The sequence below is a fragment of the Kitasatospora phosalacinea genome (genome assembly GCF_000717185.1).
GTDB classification, from domain to species: Bacteria; Actinomycetota; Actinomycetes; order Streptomycetales; family Streptomycetaceae; genus Kitasatospora; species Kitasatospora phosalacinea_A.
Genome location: NZ_JNYE01000113.1, coordinates 1 through 24,673, shown reverse-complemented (window position 1 = coordinate 24,673; position 24,673 = coordinate 1). Strand labels below are relative to the sequence as shown.

General features: G+C 74.7%; 21 protein-coding genes, 1 tRNA gene and 2 pseudogenes. 17 read left to right on the top strand and 7 right to left on the bottom strand.

Annotated features, from left to right (window positions below; genetic code table 11):
• The 3 genes and pseudogenes from OO57_RS41740 to OO57_RS33040 form a co-directional block, all read left to right on the top strand.
• Nucleotides 1-339, top strand: a pseudogene (locus OO57_RS41740) (NAD-dependent epimerase/dehydratase family protein); the annotation flags it as partial.
• A gap of 232 nt (nucleotides 340-571) precedes the next feature.
• A complete protein-coding gene (locus tag OO57_RS33045; RefSeq protein WP_081974135.1) occupies nucleotides 572-1,417 on the top strand; it encodes a LuxR C-terminal-related transcriptional regulator in 846 nt (281 codons plus the stop codon).
• 57 nt (nucleotides 1,418-1,474) lie between these two features.
• Nucleotides 1,475-3,016: a polysaccharide biosynthesis protein gene (locus OO57_RS33040; RefSeq protein WP_033256444.1), complete on the top strand. Its 1,542-nt coding sequence runs from the start codon at nucleotides 1,475-1,477 to the stop codon at nucleotides 3,014-3,016.
• A gap of 23 nt (nucleotides 3,017-3,039) precedes the next feature.
• Here OO57_RS33040 and OO57_RS33035 read toward each other — a convergent pair whose 3' ends face one another.
• Nucleotides 3,040-3,534 (bottom strand): MarR family winged helix-turn-helix transcriptional regulator, encoded by a 495-nt coding sequence (locus OO57_RS33035; protein ID WP_033256443.1) that lies wholly within the window; start codon nucleotides 3,532-3,534, stop codon nucleotides 3,040-3,042.
• Between the two features lie 118 nt (nucleotides 3,535-3,652).
• Between OO57_RS33035 and OO57_RS33030 the strand changes: the two genes are divergently transcribed.
• On the top strand, nucleotides 3,653-4,450 hold the full coding sequence (locus OO57_RS33030) for a methyltransferase domain-containing protein (protein WP_033256442.1): 798 nt from the start codon (nucleotides 3,653-3,655) through the stop codon (nucleotides 4,448-4,450).
• Between the two features lie 7 nt (nucleotides 4,451-4,457).
• On the opposite strand, the gene OO57_RS33025 is transcribed toward OO57_RS33030, so the two are convergent.
• From OO57_RS33025 to OO57_RS33015, 3 genes are read right to left on the bottom strand one after another with little or no spacing between them, the layout of a single operon-like run.
• Nucleotides 4,458-5,309, bottom strand: coding sequence for a DMT family transporter (locus OO57_RS33025; RefSeq protein ID WP_033256441.1), 852 nt, complete (start codon nucleotides 5,307-5,309; stop codon nucleotides 4,458-4,460).
• 57 nt (nucleotides 5,310-5,366) lie between these two features.
• Nucleotides 5,367-6,080: a TetR/AcrR family transcriptional regulator gene (locus OO57_RS33020; RefSeq protein WP_051778557.1), complete on the bottom strand. Its 714-nt coding sequence runs from the start codon at nucleotides 6,078-6,080 to the stop codon at nucleotides 5,367-5,369.
• Nucleotides 6,077-7,060: an acyl-CoA desaturase gene (locus OO57_RS33015; RefSeq protein WP_033256439.1), complete on the bottom strand. Its 984-nt coding sequence runs from the start codon at nucleotides 7,058-7,060 to the stop codon at nucleotides 6,077-6,079. Before OO57_RS33015 ends, OO57_RS33020 begins: the two co-directional genes overlap by 4 nt.
• A 227-nt stretch (nucleotides 7,061-7,287) precedes the next feature.
• Here OO57_RS33015 and OO57_RS33010 point away from each other — a divergent pair.
• The 6 genes from OO57_RS33010 to OO57_RS32985 all read left to right on the top strand — a co-directional run bounded on the left by OO57_RS33010 (nucleotide 7,288) and on the right by OO57_RS32985 (nucleotide 12,024).
• A tRNA-Gln gene (locus OO57_RS33010) sits at nucleotides 7,288-7,358 on the top strand.
• A gap of 123 nt (nucleotides 7,359-7,481) precedes the next feature.
• Nucleotides 7,482-8,927 carry a bifunctional UDP-N-acetylglucosamine diphosphorylase/glucosamine-1-phosphate N-acetyltransferase GlmU gene (glmU, locus tag OO57_RS33005; protein ID WP_033256438.1) on the top strand — a complete coding sequence of 482 codons (1,446 nt, stop codon included), beginning with the start codon at nucleotides 7,482-7,484 and terminating at the stop codon, nucleotides 8,925-8,927.
• Nucleotides 8,928-9,081: 154 nt separating this feature from the next.
• Nucleotides 9,082-10,062 (top strand): ribose-phosphate diphosphokinase, encoded by a 981-nt coding sequence (locus OO57_RS33000; RefSeq protein ID WP_033256437.1) that lies wholly within the window; start codon nucleotides 9,082-9,084, stop codon nucleotides 10,060-10,062.
• 247 nt (nucleotides 10,063-10,309) lie between these two features.
• Nucleotides 10,310-10,915: a 50S ribosomal protein L25/general stress protein Ctc gene (locus tag OO57_RS32995; RefSeq protein WP_033256436.1), complete on the top strand. Its 606-nt coding sequence runs from the start codon at nucleotides 10,310-10,312 to the stop codon at nucleotides 10,913-10,915.
• Between the two features lie 109 nt (nucleotides 10,916-11,024).
• Entirely contained in the window at nucleotides 11,025-11,600 is a 576-nt protein-coding gene (pth, locus tag OO57_RS32990) for an aminoacyl-tRNA hydrolase (RefSeq protein WP_033256435.1), read from the top strand.
• A 199-nt stretch (nucleotides 11,601-11,799) separates the two neighbouring features.
• Nucleotides 11,800-12,024 (top strand): LPXTG cell wall anchor domain-containing protein, encoded by a 225-nt coding sequence (locus tag OO57_RS32985; protein WP_158715309.1) that lies wholly within the window; start codon nucleotides 11,800-11,802, stop codon nucleotides 12,022-12,024.
• A gap of 74 nt (nucleotides 12,025-12,098) precedes the next feature.
• Here the strand turns inward: OO57_RS32985 and ppc are convergent, their stop codons facing one another.
• Nucleotides 12,099-14,858 carry a phosphoenolpyruvate carboxylase gene (ppc, locus tag OO57_RS32980; protein ID WP_418909934.1) on the bottom strand — a complete coding sequence of 920 codons (2,760 nt, stop codon included), beginning with the start codon at nucleotides 14,856-14,858 and terminating at the stop codon, nucleotides 12,099-12,101.
• Nucleotides 14,859-15,105: 247 nt separating this feature from the next.
• Here ppc and OO57_RS32975 point away from each other — a divergent pair, with 247 nt between their 5' ends.
• Nucleotides 15,106-16,377, top strand: a complete 1,272-nt coding sequence (locus tag OO57_RS32975; RefSeq protein ID WP_051778556.1) for a sensor histidine kinase — start codon at nucleotides 15,106-15,108, stop codon at nucleotides 16,375-16,377.
• A gap of 36 nt (nucleotides 16,378-16,413) precedes the next feature.
• Here the strand turns inward: OO57_RS32975 and OO57_RS32970 are convergent, their stop codons facing one another.
• On the bottom strand, nucleotides 16,414-16,878 hold the full coding sequence (locus OO57_RS32970) for an SUKH-3 domain-containing protein (RefSeq protein ID WP_324606813.1): 465 nt from the start codon (nucleotides 16,876-16,878) through the stop codon (nucleotides 16,414-16,416).
• Nucleotides 16,879-16,976: 98 nt separating this feature from the next.
• Complete coding sequence (locus OO57_RS32965) at nucleotides 16,977-17,432, bottom strand: YwqJ-related putative deaminase (RefSeq protein ID WP_081974134.1); 456 nt, start codon at nucleotides 17,430-17,432, stop codon at nucleotides 16,977-16,979.
• A 354-nt stretch (nucleotides 17,433-17,786) separates the two neighbouring features.
• Here OO57_RS32965 and OO57_RS32960 point away from each other — a divergent pair, with 354 nt between their 5' ends.
• From OO57_RS32960 to OO57_RS44945, 6 genes and pseudogenes are all read left to right on the top strand, one after another.
• On the top strand, nucleotides 17,787-18,917 hold the full coding sequence (locus tag OO57_RS32960) for a Gfo/Idh/MocA family protein (RefSeq protein WP_051778555.1): 1,131 nt from the start codon (nucleotides 17,787-17,789) through the stop codon (nucleotides 18,915-18,917).
• Nucleotides 18,914-19,939 (top strand): NAD-dependent epimerase/dehydratase family protein, encoded by a 1,026-nt coding sequence (locus OO57_RS32955; protein ID WP_051778554.1) that lies wholly within the window; start codon nucleotides 18,914-18,916, stop codon nucleotides 19,937-19,939. Before OO57_RS32960 ends, OO57_RS32955 begins: the two co-directional genes overlap by 4 nt.
• A 113-nt stretch (nucleotides 19,940-20,052) precedes the next feature.
• Nucleotides 20,053-21,222, top strand: coding sequence for a DegT/DnrJ/EryC1/StrS family aminotransferase (locus OO57_RS32950; protein ID WP_234337610.1), 1,170 nt, complete (start codon nucleotides 20,053-20,055; stop codon nucleotides 21,220-21,222).
• A complete protein-coding gene (locus OO57_RS32945; protein WP_033256432.1) occupies nucleotides 21,219-22,325 on the top strand; it encodes a DegT/DnrJ/EryC1/StrS family aminotransferase in 1,107 nt (368 codons plus the stop codon). Before OO57_RS32950 ends, OO57_RS32945 begins: the two co-directional genes overlap by 4 nt.
• A 121-nt stretch (nucleotides 22,326-22,446) precedes the next feature.
• Nucleotides 22,447-23,448, top strand: a complete 1,002-nt coding sequence (locus OO57_RS32940) for an HNH endonuclease (protein WP_033256431.1) — start codon at nucleotides 22,447-22,449, stop codon at nucleotides 23,446-23,448.
• Between the two features lie 28 nt (nucleotides 23,449-23,476).
• A pseudogene (locus OO57_RS44945) lies at nucleotides 23,477-24,673 on the top strand (hypothetical protein); the annotation flags it as partial.

Sequence of the window (24,673 nt, the reverse complement as noted above, 5' to 3'; positions counted from 1 at the left end):
ACCGTGCTGGACGACCTGTCGACCGGGTTCGCGGCGGGTGTGCCGGAGGGTGCGGAGTTCGTGCGGGGCCGGATCCAGGACGCGGGCGAGGTGCTGGACTCCTCGTTCGCGGCGGTGCTGCACTTCGCGGCGTCCTCGCAGGTGGGCGAGTCGGTGGCGGACCCGGAGAAGTACTGGCGCAACAACGTGGCCGGTTCGCTGGAGCTGGTGTCGGCGATGCGCAAGGCGGGGGTCGGCACGCTGGTGTTCTCCTCGACGGCGGCGGTGTACGGGGAGCCGGAGGAGGTGCCGATCAAGGAGAGCGCGCGGACCTCGCCGACCAACGCCTACGGGGCGACCGCGACGCGCTGGGCTGGGTCCCCAAGCGCCCCGAACTCGACCGGATCGTCGCCGACGCCTGGGAGTTCACCCTCGCCCACCGCGCCTGACCAGCACCCCTCCCGGGCCCGATCACCACCCCGAAGACCCTGTGTACAGGAACTTCACCAAACCCCCACGCCGCACTGGCACGCGCCCGTAGGCTGAGTGCGGACCGGTGGGGGTCGGGCCACGAGCAGGGGGGCAAGGACGGATGGGGCGTACACGCGTCCTGGTGGTCGACGGCCACCGGATCTTCGCCGAGGCGCTCGCCACGGCACTGGCCGCCGAACCCGACGTGGACGTCGGGGCGGCGGGCAGCGCGGCGGCGGCCGAACGGGCACTGGAGCGGGCGGTGGGTGAGCACCGCCCGTACGACGTGGTGCTGGTCGACGTCGACCTGGGCGTCGTGCCGGTGCCGCCGCCCCGCGGCCCGGCCGCGTTACCGGCGCCCCGGCGCGCCCCGCAGCCTCCCGGCGGGCAGCAGCCGCTGACCGACGGGATCGCCCTGGTGGCCCGGATCCGGCGGGCCCACCCGCAGCTGCGGGCCGTCCTGCTGGCCGCCGCGGACGACCCGCAGCGTGCCGCCCGCGCCCTCCAGGCCGGGGCCAACGGCTGGGTGGCGCGCGAGAGTTCGCTCGGTGCGCTGATGACGGTGGTGCGCGGCGTCCGGCGCGACGAGACGCACCTGCCGCCCGCGCTGCTCACCGGCGTGGTCCGCGAGCTGACCTCGGCCCGCCGGGACCGTTCGGAGAGCGAGCGGCTGGTCGCCGCGCTCACCCCCCGCGAGGAGGAGGTGCTGCGCTGCATGGTGGCCGGTCTCGGCCGGCAGGCCGTCGCGGAGCGGCTGTTCCTCTCCCCGCACACCGTCCGCACCCACATGCAGAACGTCCTGGGCAAGCTGGGGGTGCACTCCACGCTCGCGGCGGTCGCGGTCGCCCGCCGGGCCGGGATCGCGCCCCTGGAACCGCCCGCCGCCCCCGTCCCGGCCCCGGCACCGGCCGTCGCCCCCGTCACTCCGCCGACCGTCGCCTCTGCCGCAGGCCCCGGCCCGGGCTGAACGAGCCCGCGCCCTTCCGCACGTTCCACTCCGCGAGTCAGGTAGACCGGAGGTCAGATGTCGCCGCACCCCACTGCCGCACGCCCGCACCGGGACCGCACCCCGCTGCCCGTCCAGCGGGCCGGTTCGACCGGCCTGCGCACCCTGGTCGTCGGGGCCGGCGCCGCCGGGACCGCGCTGGTCCGCGACCTGGACCGGACCCCGGCCTTCGGCCTCCATCCGGTCGGCGTCCTGGACGACGATCCGGCCAAGGCCGGGCTGCACGTCTCCGGCAGCCCCGTCCTCGGCCCGCTCGCCGACCTCACCGACCTGGCCCTCGCCCACGACGCCCAGGTGGTGGTCCTCGCCATCCCCGGCCTCCCGCACCAGCGGGTGCGCGCCCTCGCCACCGCCGCGGCCGCGGCCGGCGCGGCCGTCCGCTACCTGCCGTCCTTCCTGTCCGCGCTGCGCCGCGAGGTGGTCGGCTCGGACATGCGCACCCTGGACGTCAACCGGCTGATCGGCCGGCACGAGGTCCACGTGGCCTCCTCGGACGTCCGCACCGTCATCGAGGGCCGCCGCGTCCTGGTCACCGGCGCCGGTGGTTCGATCGGCAGCGAACTGTGCCGGCAGGTCCAGGCGTTCGGGCCCGCCGCGCTCTACATGCTCGACCACGACGAGTCCAACCTGCACCGGCTCCAGCTCGACATCTGGGGCGAGGCGCTGCTCACCGACGAGTCCCTGGTGATCGCCGACATCCGGGACCGCCCCCGCATCCAGCAGATCTTCCGCGACCTGCGCCCCGACGTGGTCTTCCACGCCGCCGCGCACAAGCACCTCCCGCTGCTGGAGCGCCACCCCAGCGAGGCGGTGAAGTCCAACGTGCTGGGCACCGACCACCTGGTCGAGGCGGCGCTCGCCACCGGTGTCGAACGCTTCGTCCTGATCTCCACCGACAAGGCCGCCGACCCGACCTCGGTGCTCGGCGCGAGCAAGCGGCTGGCCGAGCTGATCGTCCAGGCCAACGCCCGCGACGCCCGCAACCTGGGCACCGGCGTCTTCACCGCCGTCCGCTTCGGCAACGTCCTCGGCTCGCGCGGCTCGCTGCTGTCGGTGCTGGAGGAGCAGTTGCGCAGCGGCGGCCCGGTGACGGTCACCCACCCCGACGTCACCCGCTTCTTCATGACCATCGAGGAGGCCGTCGGCCTGGTCCTGGAGGCCGGGCGGATGGCCGAGGGCGGGGAGGTGTTCGTCCTCGACATGGGCGAGCCGGTCCGGATCGTCGACCTGGTCCACAACTTCGCCGAGCAGGTGCAGTTGGGCGCGGACGAGGTGGAGATCCGCTACACCGGCCTGCGGGCGGGGGAGAAGCTCAACGAGGCCCTGTTCTCCGACAACGAGGAGCGCCTCCCCACCGCCCACCCCCGGATCTTCGCCACCGTCGCCGACCACGCCACCGTCCCCGAGGACCTGGCCGGCGGCCTCACCGGCCTCTACGGCGCGGCCACCGTCAACTCCGACCCCGAGGTCCGCGACCGCCTGGCGGCGCTGCTGCCCGGCTACCAGACCGCCCACACCAAGACCCCGGCCCTGGCCACCCCGTACCCGGACGGCTTCTAGCGGCCCCTGATGGCGGACAGGGCCTAGCTGCTGCGGTCGAAGGGGGCCACCAGGCTGCGGAGCAGGGCGGCGAGTTCGGTCTGCTGGGCGGGGGCGAGCTGGGCGAGGATCTCGCGCTCGTGGGAGAGGAGGCCGGCCAGGGCCTGGTCGGCCCGGTCGCGGCCGGCCTCGGTGAGGCGGACCAGGACGCCGCGGCGGTCGTCGGGGTCGGGGAGGCGGACGACCAGGCCCTTGGCGGTGAGGCGGTCGATCCGGTTGGTCATGGTGCCGGAGGTGACCAGGGTCTGGGTGAGGAGCTGCCCGGGGGAGAGCTGGTAGGGGGAGCCGGCCCGGCGCAGGGCGGTGAGGACATCGAACTCCCAGGGTTCGAGGCCGTGCTCGGCGAAGGCGGTGCGGCGGGCGCGGTCGAGGTGGCGGGCGAGGCGACTCACCCGACTGAGGACCTCAAGCGGTTCCACGTCGAGGTCGGGGCGCTCTCGGCGCCATGCTGCGACCAGGCGGTCGACCTCGTCCTCCATGACGATCAGTGTATCGGGGGGTGTGTCGATGTGAAGTCTCTTGACATCAAGAGATAACAAAGGAACTCTCGTCGTCACAGAGATATCTTGACGTCGAGATACTTTCGGGAGCCGCGCCATGCCCGCCCACTGGGACGCCGACCAGTACCTCCGCTACGCCGACCTGCGGAGCCGCCCCTTCGCCGACCTGCTCGCCCGCGTCCCGGAGCTGCCGCCCGCCCCCACCGTGCTCGACCTCGGCTGCGGCCCGGGCAACTCCACCGCCGCGCTGCGCCGCCGCTGGCCGGACGCCCGGCTGCTCGGCCTGGACTCCTCGCCCGAACTGCTGGCGAGGGCCCGCGGGCAGGACGGCGAACCCACCGCCGCGTACCGGGAGCAGGACGTCACGCGGTACGACCCGGCGCCCGAGCGGCCCGACCTGATCGCCTCCAACGCCGCCCTGCACTGGATGGACACCGATACCGCCGACCACCTGGAGCTGCTGCCGCGCTGGGCGGCCGCGCTGCGCCCCGGCGGGGTGATCGCCTTCCAGCTGCCCGGCAACTTCGCCGCCCCCAGCCACACCCTGCTCGCCGAGCTGCGCCGCGCCCCGCACTGGCGCGAGCGCCTCGGCACCGCCCGCCCGGACGCCTCCTGCCACGAGCCGGAGCGCTACGCGCGGACGCTGCTGGCCGCGGGCTGCACCGCGGACGTCTGGGAGAGCACGTACACGATGGTGCTGCCGGGCCCCGACCCGGTGCTGGAGTGGGTCAGGGGCTCCACCCTGCGCCCGGTGCTGGACCTGCTGCCGGACGCGGCGGAGCGGGCCGCGTTCCTGGCCGAGTACGGGGCGCTGCTGCGCGCGGCGTACCCGGCGACCGGGCACGGCACGCTGTTCCCGTTCCGCCGGGTCTTCGCCGTCGCCGTGAAGGGCTGACGCGGCCTCACTTGGCGCCGGGCAGCGCCGGGTGGCGCCCCAGCACCACCACGCCGACCACGATCGCGGCCAGCCCGGCGCTCTGCCAGGCCAGCGCCCCCGGGGTGACCCGCAGCCGGTCGCCGAGGAAGCCGACCGCGCAGGCGATCCCGGCCAGCGGCTGGGCCGCGGTCAGGGCGGGCAGCGACATCCGCAGCGGCGCCGCCTCGAACGCGGACTGCACCAGCAGCAGGCCGATCACGCCGAGCCCGACGACGGTGTACGGCGGCCAGGAGACCAGCGCGGCCGCGGCCCCGTCCTGGTCGATCCGGTCGAAGGTGCTGCGGGTGAGCGCGTCCTGCAGGCCGTAGAGCAGCCCGGCGGCCAGCGCCAGCAGGGTGGCCTCCTCGAACAGCGGCAGCCGGCGGGCCACCGCGACCAGCAGCAGGGCCAGGCCGGAGACGATCCCGAACACCAGCCAGTACCGCAGCGGCCCGGCCCCGGGGCCGCCGCCCCGGGGCTGCCCGGCGGCGATGAACGCGGTGACGCCGAGGGCGATCAGGGCGACGCCGATCCAGCCGGGGCGGCCCAGCCGGGTGCCGGTGATCCGGCGGGCCAGCAGCATCGCCCAGACCAGGTTGGTGGCCAGCAGCGGTTCGACCAGGGCGACTTCGCCCTGGCTGAGGGCCAGCGCGGAGAGCGCCTGGCCGCCGATCATGAAGGCGATGCCGAGCAGCCAGTCGGGCATCCGCAGCAGGTCGAGCAGCAGCCGCCAGCGCAGCAGGTCGCCGCTGGGGGCGCGCTGGGCGGCGTGCTGCTGCAGGACGAATCCGGCGCCCAGGCAGCAGGCGGCGCCCAGGGCCAGCAGGAAGACCGCCACGGGCGCTCCTGTCGCGGGGCGGCCCGGGGCCCCGGTACGGGATCGGGCCGGTCGATGTCAGTTCTTGCGCTCGCCGACCAGCTTGGGGTGCCGCTCCAGGCCCTCCAGGCCGTGCCAGGCGAGGTTGACCAGGTGGGCGGCGACCTCCGCCTTGGCGGGCTTGCGCACCTCCAGCCACCACTGGCCGGTCAGCGCCACCATGCCGACCAGCATCTGCGAGTACATCGGCGCCAGCCTGGCGTCGAAGCCCCGGGACTTGAACTCCAGCCCGAGGATGTCCTCGACCTGGGTGGCGATGTCGCCGATCAGCGAGGCGAACGAGCCGGTCGACTGGGCCACCGGCGAGTCCCGGACGAGGATCTTGAAGCCGTCGGTGGAGGTGTCGATGTAGTCCATCAGCGCGAACGCGGCCTGCTCCAGCAGCTCGCGGGAGTGCCCGCCGGTGAGCGCGCCGGTGACCATGTCGAGCAGCAGCTGCATCTCGCGGTCGACGACCACCGCGTACAGGCCCTCCTTGCCGCCGAAGTGCTCGTACACGACGGGCTTGGAGACCCCGGCGCGTTCGGCGATCTCCTCGACCGAGGTGCCGTCGTAGCCGCGTTCGGCGAAGACCGCCCGGCCGATCTCCAGCAGCTGCTCGCGGCGCTGCTTGCCGGTCATCCGCACCCGGCCGCCGCCCTTGCCCCCGCTGCGGCGCGGGGGCTGCCGATGGCCGGCGCTGTCTCCGTTGGTCCCGTTCACCCCTCCATCATGCTGTAGGCGCCGACTCATGCGGCGCGGCGGGCGGCGATCCGCTCCGCGCCGGGCCAGCGGACGTCGTGCGCCCAGCCCGCCCGCTCGAACCAGCGGATGACCCGGGCGGAGGAGTCGACCTGCCCGCGGAGCACGCCGTGCCGGGCCGAGGTGGGGTCGGCGTGGTGCAGGTTGTGCCAGGACTCGCCGCAGGACAGCACGGCCAGCCACCACACGTTGCCGGAGCGGTCGCGGGACCTGAAGGGGCGCGAACCCACCGCGTGGCAGATCGAGTTGATCGACCAGGTGACGTGGTGCAGCAGCGCGACCCGGACCAGCGAGCCCCAGAAGAAGGCGCTCAGCGCGCCCTGCCAGCTCCAGGTCGCCAGGCCGCCGACCAGCGCGGGCAGGCCGAGCGAGATCAGCGTCCACAGCCAGAACAGCCGGGAGATGCGCCTTATGGCCGGGTCGCGGACCAGGTCGGGCGCGTAGGCGAGCTGCGGGGTCTGCTCCTCGTCGAACATCCAGCCCATGTGCGCCCACCACAGGCCCTTGAGCAGCGCGGGCAGGCTCTCGCCGTAGCGCCACGGCGAGTGCGGGTCGCCGTCCTTGTCGGAGTAGCGGTGGTGCTTGCGGTGGTCGGCGACCCAGCGCACCAGCGGCCCCTCGACGGCCAGCGAGCCGAGCACCGCCAGGCCCAGGCGCAGCGGGCGGTTGGCCTTGAACGCGCCGTGGGTGAAGTAGCGGTGGTAGCCGACGGTGATGCCGTGGCAGGTGAGGAAGTACATGCCGACGGCCAGCCCGGCGTCCAGCCAGGACAGGCCCCGGCCCCAGGCCACCGGGACGGCGGCGAACAGGGCCAGGAACGGCACGGCGATGAACAGGGCCAGGGTGGTGCGCTCCAGCACGCCCTGCTTCTCGCCGCCCCTGGTGGCGGAGAGCGAGGTGGCGCTGCGCTCGGCGGTGGTCGGTTCGTCCTCGGCGGCGCGCGGCGGCGCCTGCCCGGCCTGGGTGGTCATGGCGCTCCCGGGGGTGAGGGGGGAGGAGCTGGTACCTACGTGACCGTAACCTACGGCATCGTAGGTAGCGTTACCGGGCAAGCGGAGGGCCCCCGCGGGGACGTGTCGTGCCACCCGCCCGCCGGGCGGCGGCCCGGGGGCGGGGCGTCGTTCGTGTGCCTTCGCGGAAGGTGGTGGAGCTACGGGCCGTCAACCCGTAGGCTGTGCTGGGCGCGCGACGCGCCCTTTCCGCCGTGGTGTAATGGCAGCACAGGGCCCTTTGGAGGCCTTTGTCTGGGTTCGAATCCTAGCGGCGGAGCCCCTCGCGGAGCCCCCGCCTGCCGGTTCCGGGCCCGCCCGACCGTTTCGGACGGTCGCCGTTCCCCTCCGCTCGGTATCCTCGGTGCGCCCTCAAACCGCATCGACCGAGGAGTCTCCCCGCGTGAGTGCCAACCAGCCCGCCGCCGTGATCGTGCTCGCCGCCGGGGGCGGCACCCGGATGAAGTCCAAGGCCCTGCCGAAGGTGCTGCACGAGATCTGCGGACGCTCCCTGGTGGGCCACGCGGTCAGTGCCGCCCAGGAGTTGACGCCCGGTCAGCTGGTCGTGGTGACCGGCCACCTGCGCGAACTGGTCCAGGCCCACCTGGCCGAGCACTACCCGGCCGCCCGCCCCGTCGTGCAGGCCGAGCAGAACGGCACCGGCCACGCCGTGCGCACCGCGCTGCAGGCGCTGGCCGCCGACGGCGTGGAGCTGGACGGCACCGTGCTGGTCACCACCGGCGACGCCCCGCTGCTCACCGGCGCCACCCTGGCCGCGCTGGCCGCCGCGCACGCCGAGCAGGGCAACGGCGTCACCGTGCTGACCGCCCGCGTCCCCGACGCCACCGGCTACGGCCGGATCCTGCGCGGCCCGGACGGCGCGGTCGCCGCGATCGTCGAGCACAAGGACGCCACCGCCGAGCAGCTGGCCGTGGACGAGATCAACTCCGGGGTCTTCGCCTTCGACGCCAAGCTGCTGGCACTGGCCCTCTCGCTGGTCGGCACCGACAACGTGCAGGGCGAGGAGTACCTGACCGACACCCTGGAGATCCTGCGCCGCGAGGGCCACCGGGTCGGCGCGGTGGTCGCCGCCGACCACCGGGAGGTCGTCGGCATCAACGACCGGGTGCAGCTGGCCGAGGCCCGCCGGCTGCTCAACGACCGGCTGCTGGAGCGGGCGATGCGGGCCGGGGTGACCGTGGTCGACCCGGCCTCCACCTGGTTCGACGTGCAGGTGACCTACGAGCCGGACGCGCTGGTCCACCCGAACACCCAGCTGCACGGCGCCAGCCACCTGGGCGAGGGCTGCGAGGTCGGCCCGAACACCACGCTGACCGCCACCTCGGTCGGCGCGGGCGCCCGTGTGAGCAACACCACGGCCGAGCGCGCCGAGATCGGCCCGGAGGCGGCCGTCGGCCCGTACGCGTACCTGCGGCCCGGCACCAGGCTGGCCCGCGGGGCGAAGGCCGGCACCTACGTCGAGATCAAGAACTCGGAGCTCGGCGAGGGGGCGAAGGTCCCGCACCTGTCGTACATCGGGGACGCGACGATCGGCGAGGGCACCAACGTCGGTGCGGCGTCCGTCACAGTGAACTACGACGGGGTGAACAAGCACCGGACGGTCATCGGGGCCCACTGCCGCACGGGTTCCGACAACATGTTCATCGCCCCGGTGACGGTGGGTGACGGCGCCTACACGGCCGCCGGATCGGTGATCACCAACGACGTCCCGGCCGGTTCGCTGGGCGTCGCGCGGGCCCAGCAGCGCAACATCGCGGGCTGGGTTGAGCGGAAGCGGCCGGGTTCGGCCTCCGCCCGCGCGGCCGCCGAGGCGGGTGGGACGCAGTAGCCGGACGGGGCGGCCGGGGATCTTGAGGAGTGGTCCCCGGCCGCCGGACCGGCGGCCGGGCGCGTAATCTGAAGTACACACGTGCGCCATCGGGCCTGTTCGGCCGTGCCTCGGCGTACTCACCCAGAGTGGCAATACACGAGGAGACGGTGCAGTGAGCGGGATCACGACCTCCGGTGAGAAGAAGCTCAAACTCTTTTCCGGCCGTGCCCACCACGAACTTGCCGAGGAGGTCGCCCGCGAGCTGGGCACCGAACTCGTCCCGACCAAGGCCCTGGACTTCGCCAACGGCGAGATCTACGTCCGCTTCCTGGACTCCGCCCGCGGCGCGGACTGCTTCGTGATCCAGAGCCACACGGCTCCGATCAACCAGTGGATCATGGAGCAGCTGATCATGATCGACGCGCTCAAGCGCGCGTCGGCCCGCAGCATCACCGCGATCCTCCCGTTCTACGGCTACGCCCGGCAGGACAAGAAGCACCTCGGCCGCGAGCCCATCTCGGCCCGCCTGGTCGCCGACCTGCTGCGCACGGCCGGCGCCGACCGGCTGATGGCCGTGGACCTGCACACCGCGCAGATCCAGGGCTTCTTCGACGGCCCGGTGGACCACCTGTTCGCGCTGCCGATGCTGGCCGACTACGTGGGCGACCGCGTCCCGGACCGCTCCAAGCTGACCATCGTCTCCCCGGACGCGGGCCGCGTGAAGGTCGCCGACCAGTGGTGCGACCGGCTCGGCGCCCCGCTGGCGATCATCCACAAGCGCCGCGACATGTCGCAGGCCAACACGATCCTGTCCGCCGAGGTGGTCGGTGACGTCAGGGACCGGGTCTGCGTCCTGGTCGACGACATGATCGACACCGCGGGCACCATCTGCGCCGCCGCCGAGGCGCTGTTCGACGCCGGTGCCGCCGACGTCATCGTCGCCGCCACCCACGGCGTGCTCTCCGGCCCCGCCGCGGACCGGCTGAAGAACTCCCGGGTCAGCGAGTTCGTCTTCACCAACACCCTGCCGACCCCGGCCCAGCTCCAGCTGGACAAGATCACCACGCTGTCGATCGCCCCGTCGATCGCCGCCGCGGTGCGCGAGGTGTTCGAGGACGGCTCGGTCACCAGCCTCTTCGAGGGCGTGCACTGACCCCTCGTCAGACCCCCGCCGGCCCCCCGCCCCGACCCGGAGCGGGGGGCCGATTTCACGTCCGCGCCACACCCCGGTTAGTCTTGGGAGACTGCTCGGCGAGGGATGCCCTTCTGGTGCTCCGTGATCGACGCGCGAGAACGATGCGCCTTGATCGAACCGCCGAGCGTCCCCCCAAACGTACTTGAGGGTGTGGCCCGGCGGTTCTGTCGTTCCTGCACCCCTTCGCTTCACGAGGAGTGCAGTCGTGTCCGAGATCCGCATCGCCGCCGAGTCCCGCAACGAGTTCGGCAAGGGTGCCGCCCGTCGCGCCCGCCGCGCCGGTTTCGTCCCCGGTGTCGTGTACGGCCACGGCCTCGCCCCGGTGCACCTGAACCTGCCCGGCCACGACCTGATGATGGCGCTCAAGACCCCGAACGCCCTGCTGGTCGTCCCGATCGAGGGCAAGGACGAGTTCGTGCTGCCGAAGGCCGTGCAGCGCGAGGCCATCAAGCGCACCATCGAGCACGTCGACCTGCTGCTGGTCAAGCGCGGCGAGAAGGTCACCGTCGAGATCCCGGTCCACACCGAGGGCGAGCTGGCCCCCGGCGGCAACCTGATCGAGAACGTGCTGAACGCCCTCCCGATCGAGGCCGAGGCCACCCACCTGCCCGAGTCGGTCACCGTCTCCGTCGAGGGCCTGGAGGCCGGCGCCGCGATCACCGCCGGCGACATCACCCTGCCCTCCGGCGTCTCGCTGGCCGTCGAGGCCGACACCGTCGTGCTGCAGGTCATCGGCGCCCAGGCCCCCGAGGCCACCGAGGAGGAGGCCGCCGACGAGGCTGCCGCCGCCGACGAGGCCGTCGAGGCCTGATCACCGCACCTTCGCTGCCCCGGCCGTCCCGCCCCGTGCGCGGACGGCCGGGGCAGCGGCGCGTCCGGGATGATGTGACGCTACGGAGAACACCCGCGTGAGGAGCGGCATGAGCGAGTACGACGGCCCCTGGCTGGTGGTGGGCCTCGGCAACCCCGGCAAGGAGTACGCCCGCAACCGGCACAACATCGGCTTCATGGTGGTCGAGCTGCTGGCCCAGCGCATCGGCGCCAGGTTCAAGGCCCACAAGAGCCGCGCCCAGGTCGCCGAGGGACGGCTCTCCGGCAAGCGGGTCGTGCTCGCCGAGCCGATGAGCTTCATGAACCTCTCGGGCGGCCCGGTCACCGCGCTGCGCGACTTCTACAAGGTGCCGACCTCGGCCGTCGTCGCCGTCCACGACGAACTCGACCTCGACTACGCGGCCCTGCGCCTGAAGACCGGCGGCGGCGACAACGGCCACAACGGCCTCAAGTCGATCACCAAGTCGCTCGGCCCCGACTACCACCGCGTCCGCTGCGGCATCGGCCGCCCGCCCGGCCGGATGGAGGTCGCCGACTTCGTGCTCAAGGACTTCTCGTCCACCGAGCGCAAGGACCTCGACTGGTTCGTCGACCGGGCCGCCGACGCCGTCGAGGCACTGCTCTCGGACGGCCTGGAGCGGGCCCAGCAGAACTACAACTCCTGAATCCCCGCCCCCACTTGGCACCTGGTGCCGGTGCGGCACCGGATCCGGCCACCCTCCGTACACAACGTTCATGCAACGCTTGCCCGCTGGAAGCTGACCGGGGGTCAGAAAGGCCGGCGGATCCGATAGCGTCGTGAGCGGTACAGCAAGGATTGAAGTGCCGTCTATGGGGGTATGGGCCGTGATCCGGTCGAAGCGCGTGGGGAAGGTCGTCGGGGGCACCGTCCTGTGCCTGGCCGCCGGAGGGTGGAGCGCCGGGGCCGCCGCGGCCGCCGAGGCCAGCCCCGCCCCGGAGCCCGCTGCGGCGCGGCTCGCCCCGCCCACCGGCTCGGCCGGCTCGGCCGGCGTGTACGCGGTGGGCGGCGGGCTGCTGGTGGTGGCCGGCGGGGCGGCCGCCTGGGTGCGCAAGCGCAGGAAGGCCTGAGGCAGGACGACGGACGGCGGCCCGCCCCCGCGGAGAGCGGGGGCGGGCCGCCGTCGTGCTGCGGGCGGGCCGGGTCAGCCGGTGTTGCGCAGGCCCGCCGCGATGCCGTTCACGGTGAGCAGCAGCGCGCGGGCGCGCAGCGGGTCCTCCGGGCGGCCGGCCGCGACCTCCTCGCGCTGCCGGCGCAGCAGCGCGACCTGCAGGTAGGAGATCGGGTCGAGGTAGGCGTCGCGGACGGTGAAGGTCTGCTTGAGGACCTCGTTGTGCTCCAGCAGCTCCGACTCGCCGGTCAGCCGCAGCACCTCGCGCAGGGTGAGGTCGTGCTCGGCGACGATCTGGTCGAAGACGTGGTGCAGTTCGGCCGGGACGAGCTGCTCGACGTAGTGGCGGGCGATCCGCAGGTCGGTCTTGGCCAGCGTCATGGCGACGTTGGACAGGAAGTTGCGGAAGAAGTGCCAGTTGCCGTGCATCTCGTCGAGCACGTCGGTCAGCCCGGCCGCGCGGGCCGCCGCCAGGCCGGAGCCCACGCCGTACCAGCCGGGCACGATCTGCCGGGACTGCGTCCAGCCGAACACCCACGGGATGGCCCGCAGGCCGTCCAGGCCCGCGCCGCTGTCGGGGCGGCGGGACGGGCGGGAGCCCAGGTGCAGCGAGGCCAGCTGGTCGACCGGGGTCGCGGCGAAGAAGTACTTCGGCAGGTCCTCCTGCTCGACCAGGGCGCGGTACGCGGTGTGCGCGGCCTCGGAGACCTGGTCCATCGCGGCGTCCCAGCGGGCCAGCTCCTCGGGGGCCTGGCGGGGCGCGGTGTGCAGCGCGGAGGCGGACAGCGTGGCGGAGAGGGTCAGCTCCAGGTTCTCCCGGGCCAGCGAGGGCAGCAGGTACTTGTCGCTGATCACCTCGCCCTGCTCGGTGACCTTGATCTCGCCCTCCAGGGTCCCCCACGGCTGGGCGAGGATCGCCTCGTGCGAGGGGCCGCCGCCGCGGCCGACGGTGCCGCCGCGGCCGTGGAAGAGCCGCAGCCGGATGCCGTAGCGGTGGGCGACGTCGCGCAGCCGGCGCTGGGCGCGGTGGATCTCCCACTGCGAGGTGGTGATGCCGCCGAACTTCGAGGAGTCCGAGTAGCCGAGCATGACCTCCTGGATGTCGCCGCGCAGCGACACCAGCAGCCGGTACGACGGGTCGGAGAGCATCTCGTCCAGGATCCGGTCGGCCTCCTGGAGCTCGTCGGTGGTCTCCAGCAGCGGCACGATGCCGATCTTGGCGATGCCCGCGTGCAGGTCGATCAGGCCGGCCTCGCGGGCCAGCACGGCGGCCGCGAACACGTCGTCGGCGCCCTGGCACATCGAGATGATGTACGACTCGACGATCTCGTCGCCGAAGCGCTCGAAGCCCTCGCGGATGGTGGTGAACACGCCCAGCGTCTTGGCGCCCGCGGCGTCCAGCGGCGCCGGGGTCGGGGCCAGCGGGCGGCGCGAGCGCATCTCCTTGGACAGCAGGCGCTGGCGGTACTCGCGCGGCATGTCGGTGTAGCGCCACGCCTCCTCGCCGAGCCGGTCGAAGAGCTGGCCCAGCGCGTGGTGGTGCGCCTCGGCGTGCTCGCGCACGTCCATGGTGGCCAGCTGCAGGCCGAACGCCTCGATGGTGCGGATCGCCCGGGCCAGGCGGCCGTCGGCGATCAGGCCGCCGCGGTGGGCGCGCAGCGAGTCCTGGATCAGGCGCAGGTCGGCGATCAGGTCGCGGGTGCCGACGTAGTCGCGGCCCGGGGTGGGCGGGGTGCCCGCGGCCAGCCGGTCGCGGGTGTTCTCCAGCTTGATCCGGATGCAGGTGGCCTTCAGCCGGTACGGCTCCTCGGCGTTCATCCGCTTGTAGCGCGGGCTCAGCTCCGGCAGGTGCGCCAGGTCGGCGTCCAGCGAGGCCAGCAGCTCCTCCGAGGCCCCGGCCAGGCGCACCGAGGTGGAGAGCGAGGCGCGCAGGTCGTCGACGGCCTCCAGGGCGTCCTTGATGCCGTACTCGTGCTGCAGGTTGAGGACGTCCCAGGTGACCCGCGGGGTGACGTTCGGGTTGCCGTCGCGGTCGCCGCCGATCCAGGTGCCGAAGGTCAGCGGGCGGACGCCCTCGGGCAGCGTCAGGCCGACCCGGGCGAGCTCCTCGTGCAGCTCCTCCAGCACCTCCGGGACGGCCTCGCGGTACAGCTCGTCCAGGTAGTAGACGGCGTTGCGGGCCTCGTCGGTGGGCTCCGGGCGGGCGATGCGCAGTTCGTCGGTCTGCCACAGCAGGTCGATCACCTCGGCGAGGCGGCGGTCGGCCTGGCGGCGGGCGGAGGTCTGCCGGGCGCTGTCGACCCGGCCGGTCGCGGCCTGCTCGCGGTGGATGCGCTCCAGCAGCTCGCCGACCCGGCGCAGCTTGTTCAGCACCGAGCGGCGGGCCGCCTCGGTGGGGTGCGCGGTGAACACCGGGCGGACCGCGAGGTTGGCCAGGGTGTCGGCCAGGTGCTTCGGGTCCGCCTCCTTCAGCTGGTCCATGGTCTGCGACAGCAGCGAGCCCTCGCGGGCCCGGCGGGAGGCGAACTCCCGGCCGCGGTGCACCTGCTCGGTGACGTTCGCCAGGTGGAAGTAGGTCGAGAAGGCGCGCACCAGCTTCGCGGCGGTGTCCAGGTCGATCTCGGCCAGCAGCTGGGCCGTCGCCTCGCCGTCGGTGCGGCTCAGCAGGCGGACCTGCTCGACCAGGCCCAGCAGTTCGGGGCCCTCCTGGCGCACGAGGGTCTCCCCGAGCAGATCGCCGAGACGGCGGATGTCCGCACGCAGCGCGGCATTGTCGTCCGCGTCGGCGATCACGGAGGGGCTGTCCGCCGGAGTGGGGACCGGAGCGGTCACGGCTGTCTCCCTGTGGTGGTGGGGTTCGGCAACGGCTCTGACATCACCGCGGTGCTGGTGACGGGTGCGGACCGCGCTGTCCGACGGGCAACAGCATAGGTGGCACGCGGTGCCAGGACGGAGAGGTGGCCGGATGGCGGACAGGTCGGGGCACCGGGTCGCGCTCGGGGGGCCTGACCGCCGGGGCCGTTTGCGTATCGTGTCGGTCATGAGTGAGAAGCCGGCGGGGGACGGCGTGTGGTGGTGGGCGCGCAGGCGCAGCGCGGTGCTGGACGTGGGGCTGGCCGCGGTCTCGGGGCTGGAGTGCGCCGTCGGGGCGTACGGGCTGGTCCGGGACCGGCTGCACTGGGGGGTGCCCGCCACGGTGGTGTGCGTGGTGCTGGGGGCGCTCGCGGGGGCGTCGCTGGTGGTGCGGCGGCGGTGGCCGGTGGTGCCGGTGGTGGTGGCGCTGGTGTTCGTGCCGGGCTTCTTCGGCGTGGTGCTGCTGGTGGTGTCGCTGTACACGCTCGCGGCGACCTGGGAGTGGCCCTCGCGGCGGGCCCGGGTGGTGGTGCTGTCGGCGGTCGCGATGGTCGAGACCTTCGGCATGGTGCTGCTCGCGATGACGGCGCCCGCCGAGCGGCCGACCACCGAACCGCTCCCGCCGGCCTGGGTGTTCGTGGTGATCGCGGCCTTCGTCGCGGTCGGCATGGCCCTCGCCCCGATGGTGACCGGCCTGTACGTGGGGGCCCGGCGGCGCCTGGTGGAGTCGCTGAAGGACCGGGCGCTGGGCCTGGAGGCCGAGCTGACGCTGCTGGCCGAGCAGGCCAGGGAGCGGGCCTGGCGGGCCCGGGCCGAGGAGCGCACCAGGATCGCCCGGGAGATGCACGACGTGGTCGCGCACCGGGTCAGCCTGATGGTGGTGCACGCCGCCGCGGTGGAGCGGATCGTCCCCAAGGACCCGGCGCGGGCCCGGCAGTCGGCCCAGCTGATCGGCGAGACCGGGCGGCAGGCGCTGGACGAGCTGCGGGAGATCCTCGGCGTGCTGCGGATGACCGAGCCGCAGGAGCAGGTGGAGGCCCCGGTCGGCGGCCTCGGCGAGCTGCCGGAGCTGGTCGAGCAGTCCCGGGTGGCGGGCATGGCGGTGTCGCTGACGGTCAGCGGCGAGCGCCGGGCGTACGTCGCGGAGGCCGAGCAGACCGCGTACCGGGTGGTGCAGGAGGGCCTCACCAACGCGCACAAGTACGCGGGCGGGGCCCGGGTCTCGGTGCTGCTGGCGTACGTCCCCAACGGGGTGCGGGTGTCGGTGGTGAACGAGTGCCCGGGCGGGGCCGCGGTGCCGGTGGCGCTGCCCAGCGGCGGCAACGGGCTGGTGGGCATGCGCGAGCGGGTGGTGGCGCTCGGCGGGGCGTTCCACGCCGGGCCGGAGGACGGCGGCGGGTTCCGGGTGGAGGCGGTGCTGCCCTCCCGGCTGCGGCGCTCGGTGGCGCCGCCCGCCTGAGCCTCCCCGGCCGGGCGGCTGCTCACTGCCGGGCGGCTACTCCCCGGCGTCCGCGGTGCGCAGCCGCTGCGGGGCGTGGCCGAGGACGAGGGTGCCGATCGCCCGGTCCACGCTGGGGCCCAGGTACCACTCGCCGGTGTGGTCGAGGCTGTAGACCCGGCCGCGCTCGTCGATCGCCAGCAGGGCCTGCCCGTACAGCTCCTCGCCGAGCGGGGCGAGCCGGGTGTCCAGGGCGCGGCCGAGGTCGGCCAGGGTGCGCGGGGCGTGCAGGCCGCAGCGCGGGTCGAGCAGGAACGGGGTGCGGGCCAGGGTGTCGCCCGCGCCCGGGACGTCGAAGGCCAGGCCGCCGAACTCCGCCCAGGCCTCGATCGCGGCGGGGAACACCGCGTGCTGCGGCTCCAGCGGGCCGCCGTACGCGACCAGGGCGTCGGCCCACTGCTCGGCCTGCCGGATCTCCCAGCGGCCGGGGTGCCAGCCGGCCTGCTTGAGGGCGGCGGCCACGTCGGCCGGGAAACGGGGCTGGGTGCGGACGGTGCTGGCGTTCAGGGCGTGCTCCGGAGGTTCGGGGACAGGGCGGGGTGCGCGCTCGGCGGCGCTCGCTAGCGGCCGGGCGGGCCGACCGCGACGCTGGCCACGTTCAGGTGCTCCAGCAGCGGGGCGCAGGAGCGGCACGGCGGGGCGTGCGTGCCGTGCGCCGGGTCGCCCTCCTCGCGGATCCGCAGCGTGGTCATCCGGGCCCCCTTGAGCGCCTTGCGGGCCTCCTGCACCGTCATCGGCTTGCGCGCGGCCCGCTTCGAACGGGACGCGTCGACCTGCCCCAGGTACTGGGAGAGCAGCGCCGCCTCCGGGCAGCGGCCCACGAAACGTTCGCGCTTCTCCACCGGCAGCGCCGCCAGGAACTCGCCGACCAGCGGGTGCAGCATCGGCGACAGCTCCGACTTCTCCCCGGCCAGCGTGTGCACCTCGCCACCGCGCAGCGACAGCGCGGCCGCCACCGCGGGCAGCAGGCTGTCGCGCTGGTGCCGCAGTACGGGCGGCGGGCCCGGCTGGTCCATGACTGCTCCTCGGCGTCGGTGCGGCGCACCGGCAGTTCTCCGCTGCCGGGGGTCTGCTGACGGACGGTGTGGATCACGCAGGGTAGCGGGGCCCACTGACAGTGAATCCTCGCCCCAGAGCGTCCAGCCTGCCAAACCGGTTCCCGGCGCGCCGCGCCGGGGTGCGGACACGGGGCGCGCGGAGGTGTACGGAGGGCCGAACTCCCGCCGCGCGCGCCCCTGGTGGGCTGCACCGGTTTTGCCGATTGTGCCCCGATGGGCCCGGCCGGGCCGGTACCGTTCGAGCGACGCGGCGGCAAGGGGGGTCTTGCGATGGGGTCGAACGTCGTGGCGCACGAGGCGCCTGGGGAACACGTGCCCACACCGGGCAGCACCGAGCACCCGCCCGACCGGCGGATCGGCCTGGCCGTCGTCGGCGCCGGGTACTGGGGACCGAACCTGGTCCGCAACGCCCAGCAGACCGCCGCGCTGCGGCTGCACTGGCTGTGCGACCTCGACGAGCAGCGCTCCCGCAAGGTCCTCGGCGAGTACTCCACCGTCGCCGCCACCACCTCGTACGAGCAGGTGCTCGCCGACGAGCGCGTCCAGGCGGTGGCCATCGCCACCCCCGCCGGGGCCCACCACCGGCTGGCCCGGGCCGCCCTGGAGGCCGGCAAGCACGTCCTGGTCGAGAAGCCGATCACCACCACCGTCGCGGAGGCCGCCGACCTGGTCGCCCTCGCCGAGGAGCGCGGCCTCGTCCTGATGTGCGACCACACCTTCTGCTACACGCCGGTGGTGCGCCGGATCCGCGAGCTCGTGCACGGCGGCGAGATCGGCGACGTCCAGTTCTTCGACTCGGTGCGGATCAACCTCGGGCTCGTCCAGCCCGACGTCGACGTGCTGTGGGACCTCGCCCCGCACGACCTGTCCATCCTCGACTTCGTGCTGCCGCCCGGCGTCGAACCCGTCGGCGTCAGCGCCCAGGCCGCCGACCCGATCGGCGCCGGACGGGCCTGCGTCGCCTACCTGACGCTGCACCTGTCCAACGGCGCGCTCGCCCACTGCCACGTCAACTGGCTCTCCCCGACCAAGGTCCGCACCACCCTGATCGGCGGCTCCCGCCGCACCCTGGTCTGGGACGACCTCAACCCGCAGGCCCGGCTCGCCGTCCACGACCGCGGCGTCGACCTCACCCCGCCCGACGAGCTCACCGACGCCATCCGGCACCGCGCCCTGATCTCCTACCGGGTCGGCGACGTGGTCGCCCCCGCCCTGGTCGAGCAGGAGGCGCTGCGCAACGTCATGGGCGAGTTCGCCGCCGCCATCACCGAGGGCCGCGCCCCGCTCACCGACGGCCGCGCCGGACTGCGCGTGCTGCGCCTGCTGCACGCCGCCTCCCGCAGCCTCGAACTCGGCGGCGCGACCGTCCCCGTGGACGCCGCCGACGACACCGAGACGATCACCCGCCACCGCACCGCCGAGCAGAAGGCCGCCGCCCGATGAACGCCGCCGTCCCCCTCGAGGGCTCCCGCTGCCTGGTCACCGGCGGCGCCGGAACCATCGGCTCCACCGTCGTCGACCAGCTGATCGCGGCCGGGGCCCGCGAGGTCGTCGTCCTCGACAACTTCGTCCGCGGCCGGACGGCCAACCTGGCCCGCGCCCGCGAGCTCGCCGCCCCCGGGCAGCTGCGGGTCGTCGACGGCGACATCCGCGACCGCGCCCTGCTGCGCGACCTGCTCGGAACCGGCACCGACCTGCTGTTCCACCTCGCCGCGATCCGGATCACCCAGTGCGCCGCCGAACCCCGGCTCGCCCTGGAGGTCATGGTCGACGGCGCCTTCGACGTGGTCGAGGCCGCGGCCGAGACCGGCGTGCGCAAGGTCGTCGCCTCCTCCACCGCCTCGGTCTACGGCCTGGCCGACGACTTCCCCACGCCCGAGACCCAGCACCCCTACAACAACGACACCCTGTACGGCGCCGCCAAGGTCTTCAACGAGGGCCTGCTGCGCAGCTTCCACGCCATGCACGGCCTCGACTACGTCGCCCTGCGCTACTTCAACGTGTACGGCCCCCGGATGGACGTGCACGGCCGCTACACCGAGGTCTTCATCCGCTGGATGGAGCGGATCGCCGCCGGACGGCCCCCGCTGATCTTCGGCGACGGCGCCCAGACCATGGACTTCGTCCACACCGAGGACATCGCCCGGGCCAACCTGCTCGCCGCCGCCGCCCCCGTCACCGACCGGGTCTACAACATCGCCTCCGGCAGCGAGGTCTCGCTGCGCGGCCTGGCCGACGCCCTGCTCACCGCGATGGGCTCCGACCTCGACGTCGAGCACGGCCCCGCCCGGGACACCGCGGGCGGCGTGGTCCGGCGCCTCGCCGACGTCTCCGCGGCCGAGCGCGACCTCGGCTGGAAGCCCGAACTCGGGCTGGAGGAGGGGCTGCGCCAGCTCGTCGGCTGGTGGCGCGAGCAGAGCCGGGACCAGGACCAGGGCCACGAGCAGGGCCAGGGCCGGGGCTAGGCGCGCAGGACGCAGGACGCCCGCGGGAGCAGGCCGCGCCCGGGCGGGGGAGCCGTCCACGGGCGCGGCCGCCCCGTGCAGCGAAGCCCCGCGCGATGCGAAGGAGCACCACCGTGTCCACCATCCCCGTCATGATCCCCTGGCTCGGCGACGAGGAGGCCGAGGCCGCCGCCGAGGCGGTCCGCTCCGGCTGGGTCGCGCAGGGCCCCCGGGTGGCCGCCTTCGAGCGGGCGTTCGCCGAGCACCTCGGCGTCCCGCACGCCGTCGCGGTCTCCTCCTGCACCACCGCCCTGCACCTGGCGATGATCGGCGCGGGCGTCGGCCCCGGCGACGAGGTCGTCGTCCCCTCGCTCTCCTTCATCGCCACCGCCAACGCCGTCACCTACGTCGGCGCCACCCCGGTCTTCGCGGACGTCGACCCGGCCACCGGCAACCTCACCCCCGACACCGTCGCCCCGCTGCTCACCGACCGCACCCGGGCCGTCGTCGCCGTCGACCAGGGCGGCGTCCCCGTCGACCTGGACGCGATCCGGGCCCTGGCCGAGCCGCGCGGCATCCCCGTCGTCCAGGACGCCGCGTGCGCCGCCGGCTCCGTCCACCGCGGCCGACCGGCCGGCGCGGGCGCCGAGATCGCCGCCTACTCCTTCCACCCGCGCAAGCTCCTCACCACCGGCGAGGGCGGCATGGTCACCTGCCGGGACGCCGCGCTCGCCGCCCGGCTGCGGCGCCTGCGCGAGCACGGCATGAGCGTCTCGGCCGCCGACCGGCACGCCGGGGCGGCGGGGGCGGCCGTCGTCGAGACCTACGACGAGATCGGCTTCAACCACCGGATGACCGACGTCCAGGCCGCGATCGGCCTGGTCCAGCTCGGCAAGCTCCCCGCGATGGTCGCCCGCCGCCGCGAACTCGCCGCCCGCTACCGGGAGCTGCTCGGCGCGGAACTCGCCGCCCGCCTGGTCGGCGACCCGGCGCACGGCACCACCAACTACCAGTCGCTGTGGCTGCTGCTCCCCGAGGACGCCCCCGACCGCGGCGAGGTCCTCGCCCGGCTGGCCGCGGACGGCGTCTCCGCCCGGCGCGGCATCATGGCCGCCCACCTGGAGGCCCCGTACAAGGGCACCGCCCGCGTCCCGCTCCCGGTGACCGAGACGATCACCGCGCGGACGCTGATCCTGCCGCTGTACCACTCGCTCACCCACGAGCAGCAGGACCACGTCGTCGCCGCCCTCAAGGCGGCCCTGGGCCGCGCCCCCGGTTCCGCCAACGAGAGGTTCTCACCGTGACCGACATCCCCCTGGTCGACCTGCACGCCTCGCACGCCGAGATCGCCGACGAGGTCCGGGCGGGCTTCGACGCGGTGCTGGCGAGCGGGGCCTACGTCAAGGGCCCGGACGTGGCCGCGTTCGAGCGGGAGTACGCGGCCTTCTCCGGGGCGGGCCACGCGGTGGGGACGGCGAACGGCACCGACGCGCTGGAGATGGCGCTGCGGGCCCTGGAGCTGAAGCCGGGCGGCGGGGTGGTGCTGCCCGCGAACACCTTCGTGGCGACGGCCGAGGCGGTGGTCCGGGCCGGGCTGCGGCCGGTGCTGGTGGACGTGGACGAGGAGCACCTGCTGATCGACGTCGAGCAGGCCGCCGCCCGGGTCACCCAGGCCGTCGCGCTGCTGCCCGTCCACCTGAACGGTCAGCTCGCCCCGGTGGAACGGCTGCTGGAGGTCGCCGACGGGCTGCCGGTGGTCGAGGACGGCGCCCAGTCGCAGGGCGCCACCCGGCACGGGCGGCCGTCCGGCAGCTGGGGGCGGATCTCGGCGACCAGCTTCTACCCGGGCAAGAACCTCGGCGCGTACGGCGACGCGGGCGCGGTCGTCACCGACGAAGCCGAACTCGCCGACGCGGTGCGGCTGATCGGCGACCACGGCTCGGCCCGCAAGTACGTCCACGAGAAGTTCGGCTTCAACTCCCGGATGGACACCCTGCAGGCCGTGGTGCTGCGCGCCAAGCTCCGCCGCCTGCCCGCCTGGAACGAGGCCCGCCGGGCCGCCGCCGAACGCTACGACAAGCTGCTCGGCGGCCTGGACGGCCTCACCCTGCCGCGGACCCTGCCCGGCAACGAGCACGTCTGGCACCTGTACGCGGTGCGGGTCGAGCGCGACCGCGACGGCGTGCTGGCCGCCCTCCAGGAGGCCGGGATCGGCGCGGGCGTGCACTACCCCGTCCCCGTGCACCTGCAGCCCGCGTTCCGGTACCTCGGGCACGGCGGGGGCGCGTTCCCGGTCACCGAACGGGCCGCCGGGCAACTGCTCACCCTGCCGATGTTCCCGCAGCTCACCGAGGGGCAGCAGACCCGGGTCGCCGAGACGCTGGCCGCCGCGCTGCGCCGCCGCTGACCCGCGGCGGGTGCCCGGCCGGGCGGTACCCGGCCGGGCACCCCCGTGCCCCTGAACGCGAACGGCCGTTGCCCTAGGCTGGTCCCCGAGGAAATCGGCTTCTGCCAGTGGGGGACCACAGATGACGACAGGTCGGCCCGGCACCGCCGCCGCGCCCAACGCGGCGTACGCGGGCCAGGTGGTGCAGTTCCCGGACCCGGTCCGGGCCCAGCGGCACCCCCAGGGCGTGCGCGTCGACGAGAACGGGTACCCCGACTTCGCGCCGTACGCGGCCGCCGCCGCCGAGGTCGCCGACCCGCCGGAGGGCTTCGGCGTCGACGAACTGCGCCTGACCGACTACGTGTCGGCGAACGCCGCGCTGTACACCCAGGGCCACGGGCTCTGGGCCGACCTGGACAGCGCCGTCGCCACCCCGCCCGGCTGGACCTGGCACCACGTGGTCGGCCGCGCCCCCGCCGGCTGGCGCCGGATGGAGCTCGTCCCGGTCGAGGTCAAGGCGCTGCTGCGGCACCACGGCGGCCTGGCCAGCTCCACCGCCGACCACACCCGCCGCGGCACCCGCCCGCTGCAGGACCACCGCCCCGCGCACTTCTCCCTCGCCAAGGACGGCGGCGACCCGGTCGCCGTCACCGAGGACCTCGTCCAGCGCGCCGAACAGCGCCTCGGCCACCCGCTGCCCACCGCCTACCGGGACTTCCTGAAGCTCACCGGCGGCCGCGGCCCGGCCGGCGTCGCCCTCGACGTCGACCTCGGCCTGCTGGTCGACCAGCCGTTCCTCACCCTCAGCGAGGAGTACGGCACCCACGACCTGGTGTACGCCAACAAGTGCCTGCGCGACCACCTCACCAAGGACCACCTCGCCGTCGCCTACCTCCAGGGCGGCCTGCTGACCGTCAAGGTCCGCGGCGAGGGCACCGGCTCGGTCGCCTTCCTGCCCTACGACGACGCCCGCGACGACGGCTCCGACGAGCCCGTCGAGCAGCGCGTGCAGCGCCTCCTGCTGCCCTGCGGCGACAGCTTCGACGCGTTCCTGCTGCGCCTCGCGGGCAGTCCCGCGGAGCTGGAGACCGTCGCCGAACTCATGGTGGACGGCGGCTTCGCCCGCGCCGTCCCGGTGAACTGACCAGAACGACAGGGGTGGACGAGACGTGGTGACCACGTACGCGCAGGCGCAGGAGACCGCCGAGGACTGGATCAACGCCGGGGTGCCGCGCTCGCAGCACCGCGAGGTGAAGGTCCGCGAGTTCGACCTCGGCTACGTCTGCTGGGCCGTCGACGGCAGCGAGCACACCGGCGGCCCCGGCAGCTCGCTGCGCCTGGTGATCGCCCGCGACAGCGGCGCCAGCACGCTCTGGCCGCCGCTGCCGGTCAACGAGGTGGTCCGGCAGTACGAGGAGCTGTACGGCACCGGGAGCGCCCCCAACCCGGCGGGCGCCGCCAAGCCGGTGCGCGGCGCGGTCGAGGCCACCTCCTTCCTGCTCAGCCCCCCGCAGTGGCTGCAGGAGGCCGGGGCGGCCGCGATCGCCGCCGAGGCCGACCGGCTGGGCGCGCCCGCGGCGCCCGCGGCCCCGGCCTCCGCGGCCCCGGCCTCCGCGGCCCCGGCCTCCGCGGCCCCGGCGCCCGCTGCTCCGGCGCCCGCTGCTCCGGCTCCTGCGGCCGCGCCGGTGCCGCCGGGCCCGGGCCCGGTCCCGGTCCCGGTCCAGCAGGGCGGGCAGCTGCCGGAGCCCGGTGGGGAGGGCCCCAGCTACTTCACGGGCGCGCCCGGCGCGGGCCTGCCCGTGCCGCCGCCGCCCGGCGCCCCGGGCGGGCGCGCCGTCCCCGGCTCCGAGGACGCCACCGTGCTCACCCCGGGCGGCCCCGTGCCGCCCGGCCCGCCCGTGCCGCCCGGCGCCACCCCGCCGTACCCGGTCGGCGGCCCGACGACGCCCGTCCCCGGCACGCCCGTCCCCGGCACGCCCGTCCCGCCCGCTGCCCCCGTGCCGCCGGGTCCGTCCGGCCCCGGGGTCAACTACGCGGCCACCATGCTCGCCACCGACGGCCCGCCCGGGCTGATGGGCCTGCCCGGCGCCCCCGGCCCGGGCCAGCCGGTGCCCGGCGCCCCGCAGATGGGCCGCGGCGGCCCCGGCGCCCCGCCGCCGCCCCCGCCGAACGACCTGCTGCCGTCCACCGGCGGGCCCGCGCACGCCCAGCTGGGCCGCGGCGGCCCCGGCGCGCCCCCGCCCCCGCCGCCGAACGAGCTGCTGCCCCCCGGCGGCGGCCCCGCCCCCCCCCCCCCCCCCCCCCCCCCCCCCCCCCCCCCCCCCCCCCCCCCCCCCCGGGGGGCCCCCCCCCCCCCCCCCAAGCTGGGC

What these genes read in the sequence shown, in the direction of transcription:
- OO57_RS33045 (WP_081974135.1), top strand. Translation starts at nt 572, where the DNA reads ATGGGGCGTACACGCGTCCTGGTGGTCGACGGCCACCGGATCTTCGCC.
- OO57_RS33040 (WP_033256444.1), top strand. Translation starts at nt 1,475, where the DNA reads ATGTCGCCGCACCCCACTGCCGCACGCCCGCACCGGGACCGCACCCCG.
- OO57_RS33035 (WP_033256443.1), bottom strand. Translation starts at nt 3,534, where the DNA reads ATGGAGGACGAGGTCGACCGCCTGGTCGCAGCATGGCGCCGAGAGCGC.
- OO57_RS33030 (WP_033256442.1), top strand. Translation starts at nt 3,653, where the DNA reads ATGCCCGCCCACTGGGACGCCGACCAGTACCTCCGCTACGCCGACCTG.
- OO57_RS33020 (WP_051778557.1), bottom strand. Translation starts at nt 6,080, where the DNA reads ATGAGTCGGCGCCTACAGCATGATGGAGGGGTGAACGGGACCAACGGA.
- OO57_RS33015 (WP_033256439.1), bottom strand. Translation starts at nt 7,060, where the DNA reads ATGACCACCCAGGCCGGGCAGGCGCCGCCGCGCGCCGCCGAGGACGAA.
- pth (WP_033256435.1), top strand. Translation starts at nt 11,025, where the DNA reads ATGAGCGAGTACGACGGCCCCTGGCTGGTGGTGGGCCTCGGCAACCCC.
- OO57_RS32975 (WP_051778556.1), top strand. Translation starts at nt 15,106, where the DNA reads ATGAGTGAGAAGCCGGCGGGGGACGGCGTGTGGTGGTGGGCGCGCAGG.
- OO57_RS32965 (WP_081974134.1), bottom strand. Translation starts at nt 17,432, where the DNA reads ATGGACCAGCCGGGCCCGCCGCCCGTACTGCGGCACCAGCGCGACAGC.
- OO57_RS32955 (WP_051778554.1), top strand. Translation starts at nt 18,914, where the DNA reads ATGAACGCCGCCGTCCCCCTCGAGGGCTCCCGCTGCCTGGTCACCGGC.
- OO57_RS32940 (WP_033256431.1), top strand. Translation starts at nt 22,447, where the DNA reads ATGACGACAGGTCGGCCCGGCACCGCCGCCGCGCCCAACGCGGCGTAC.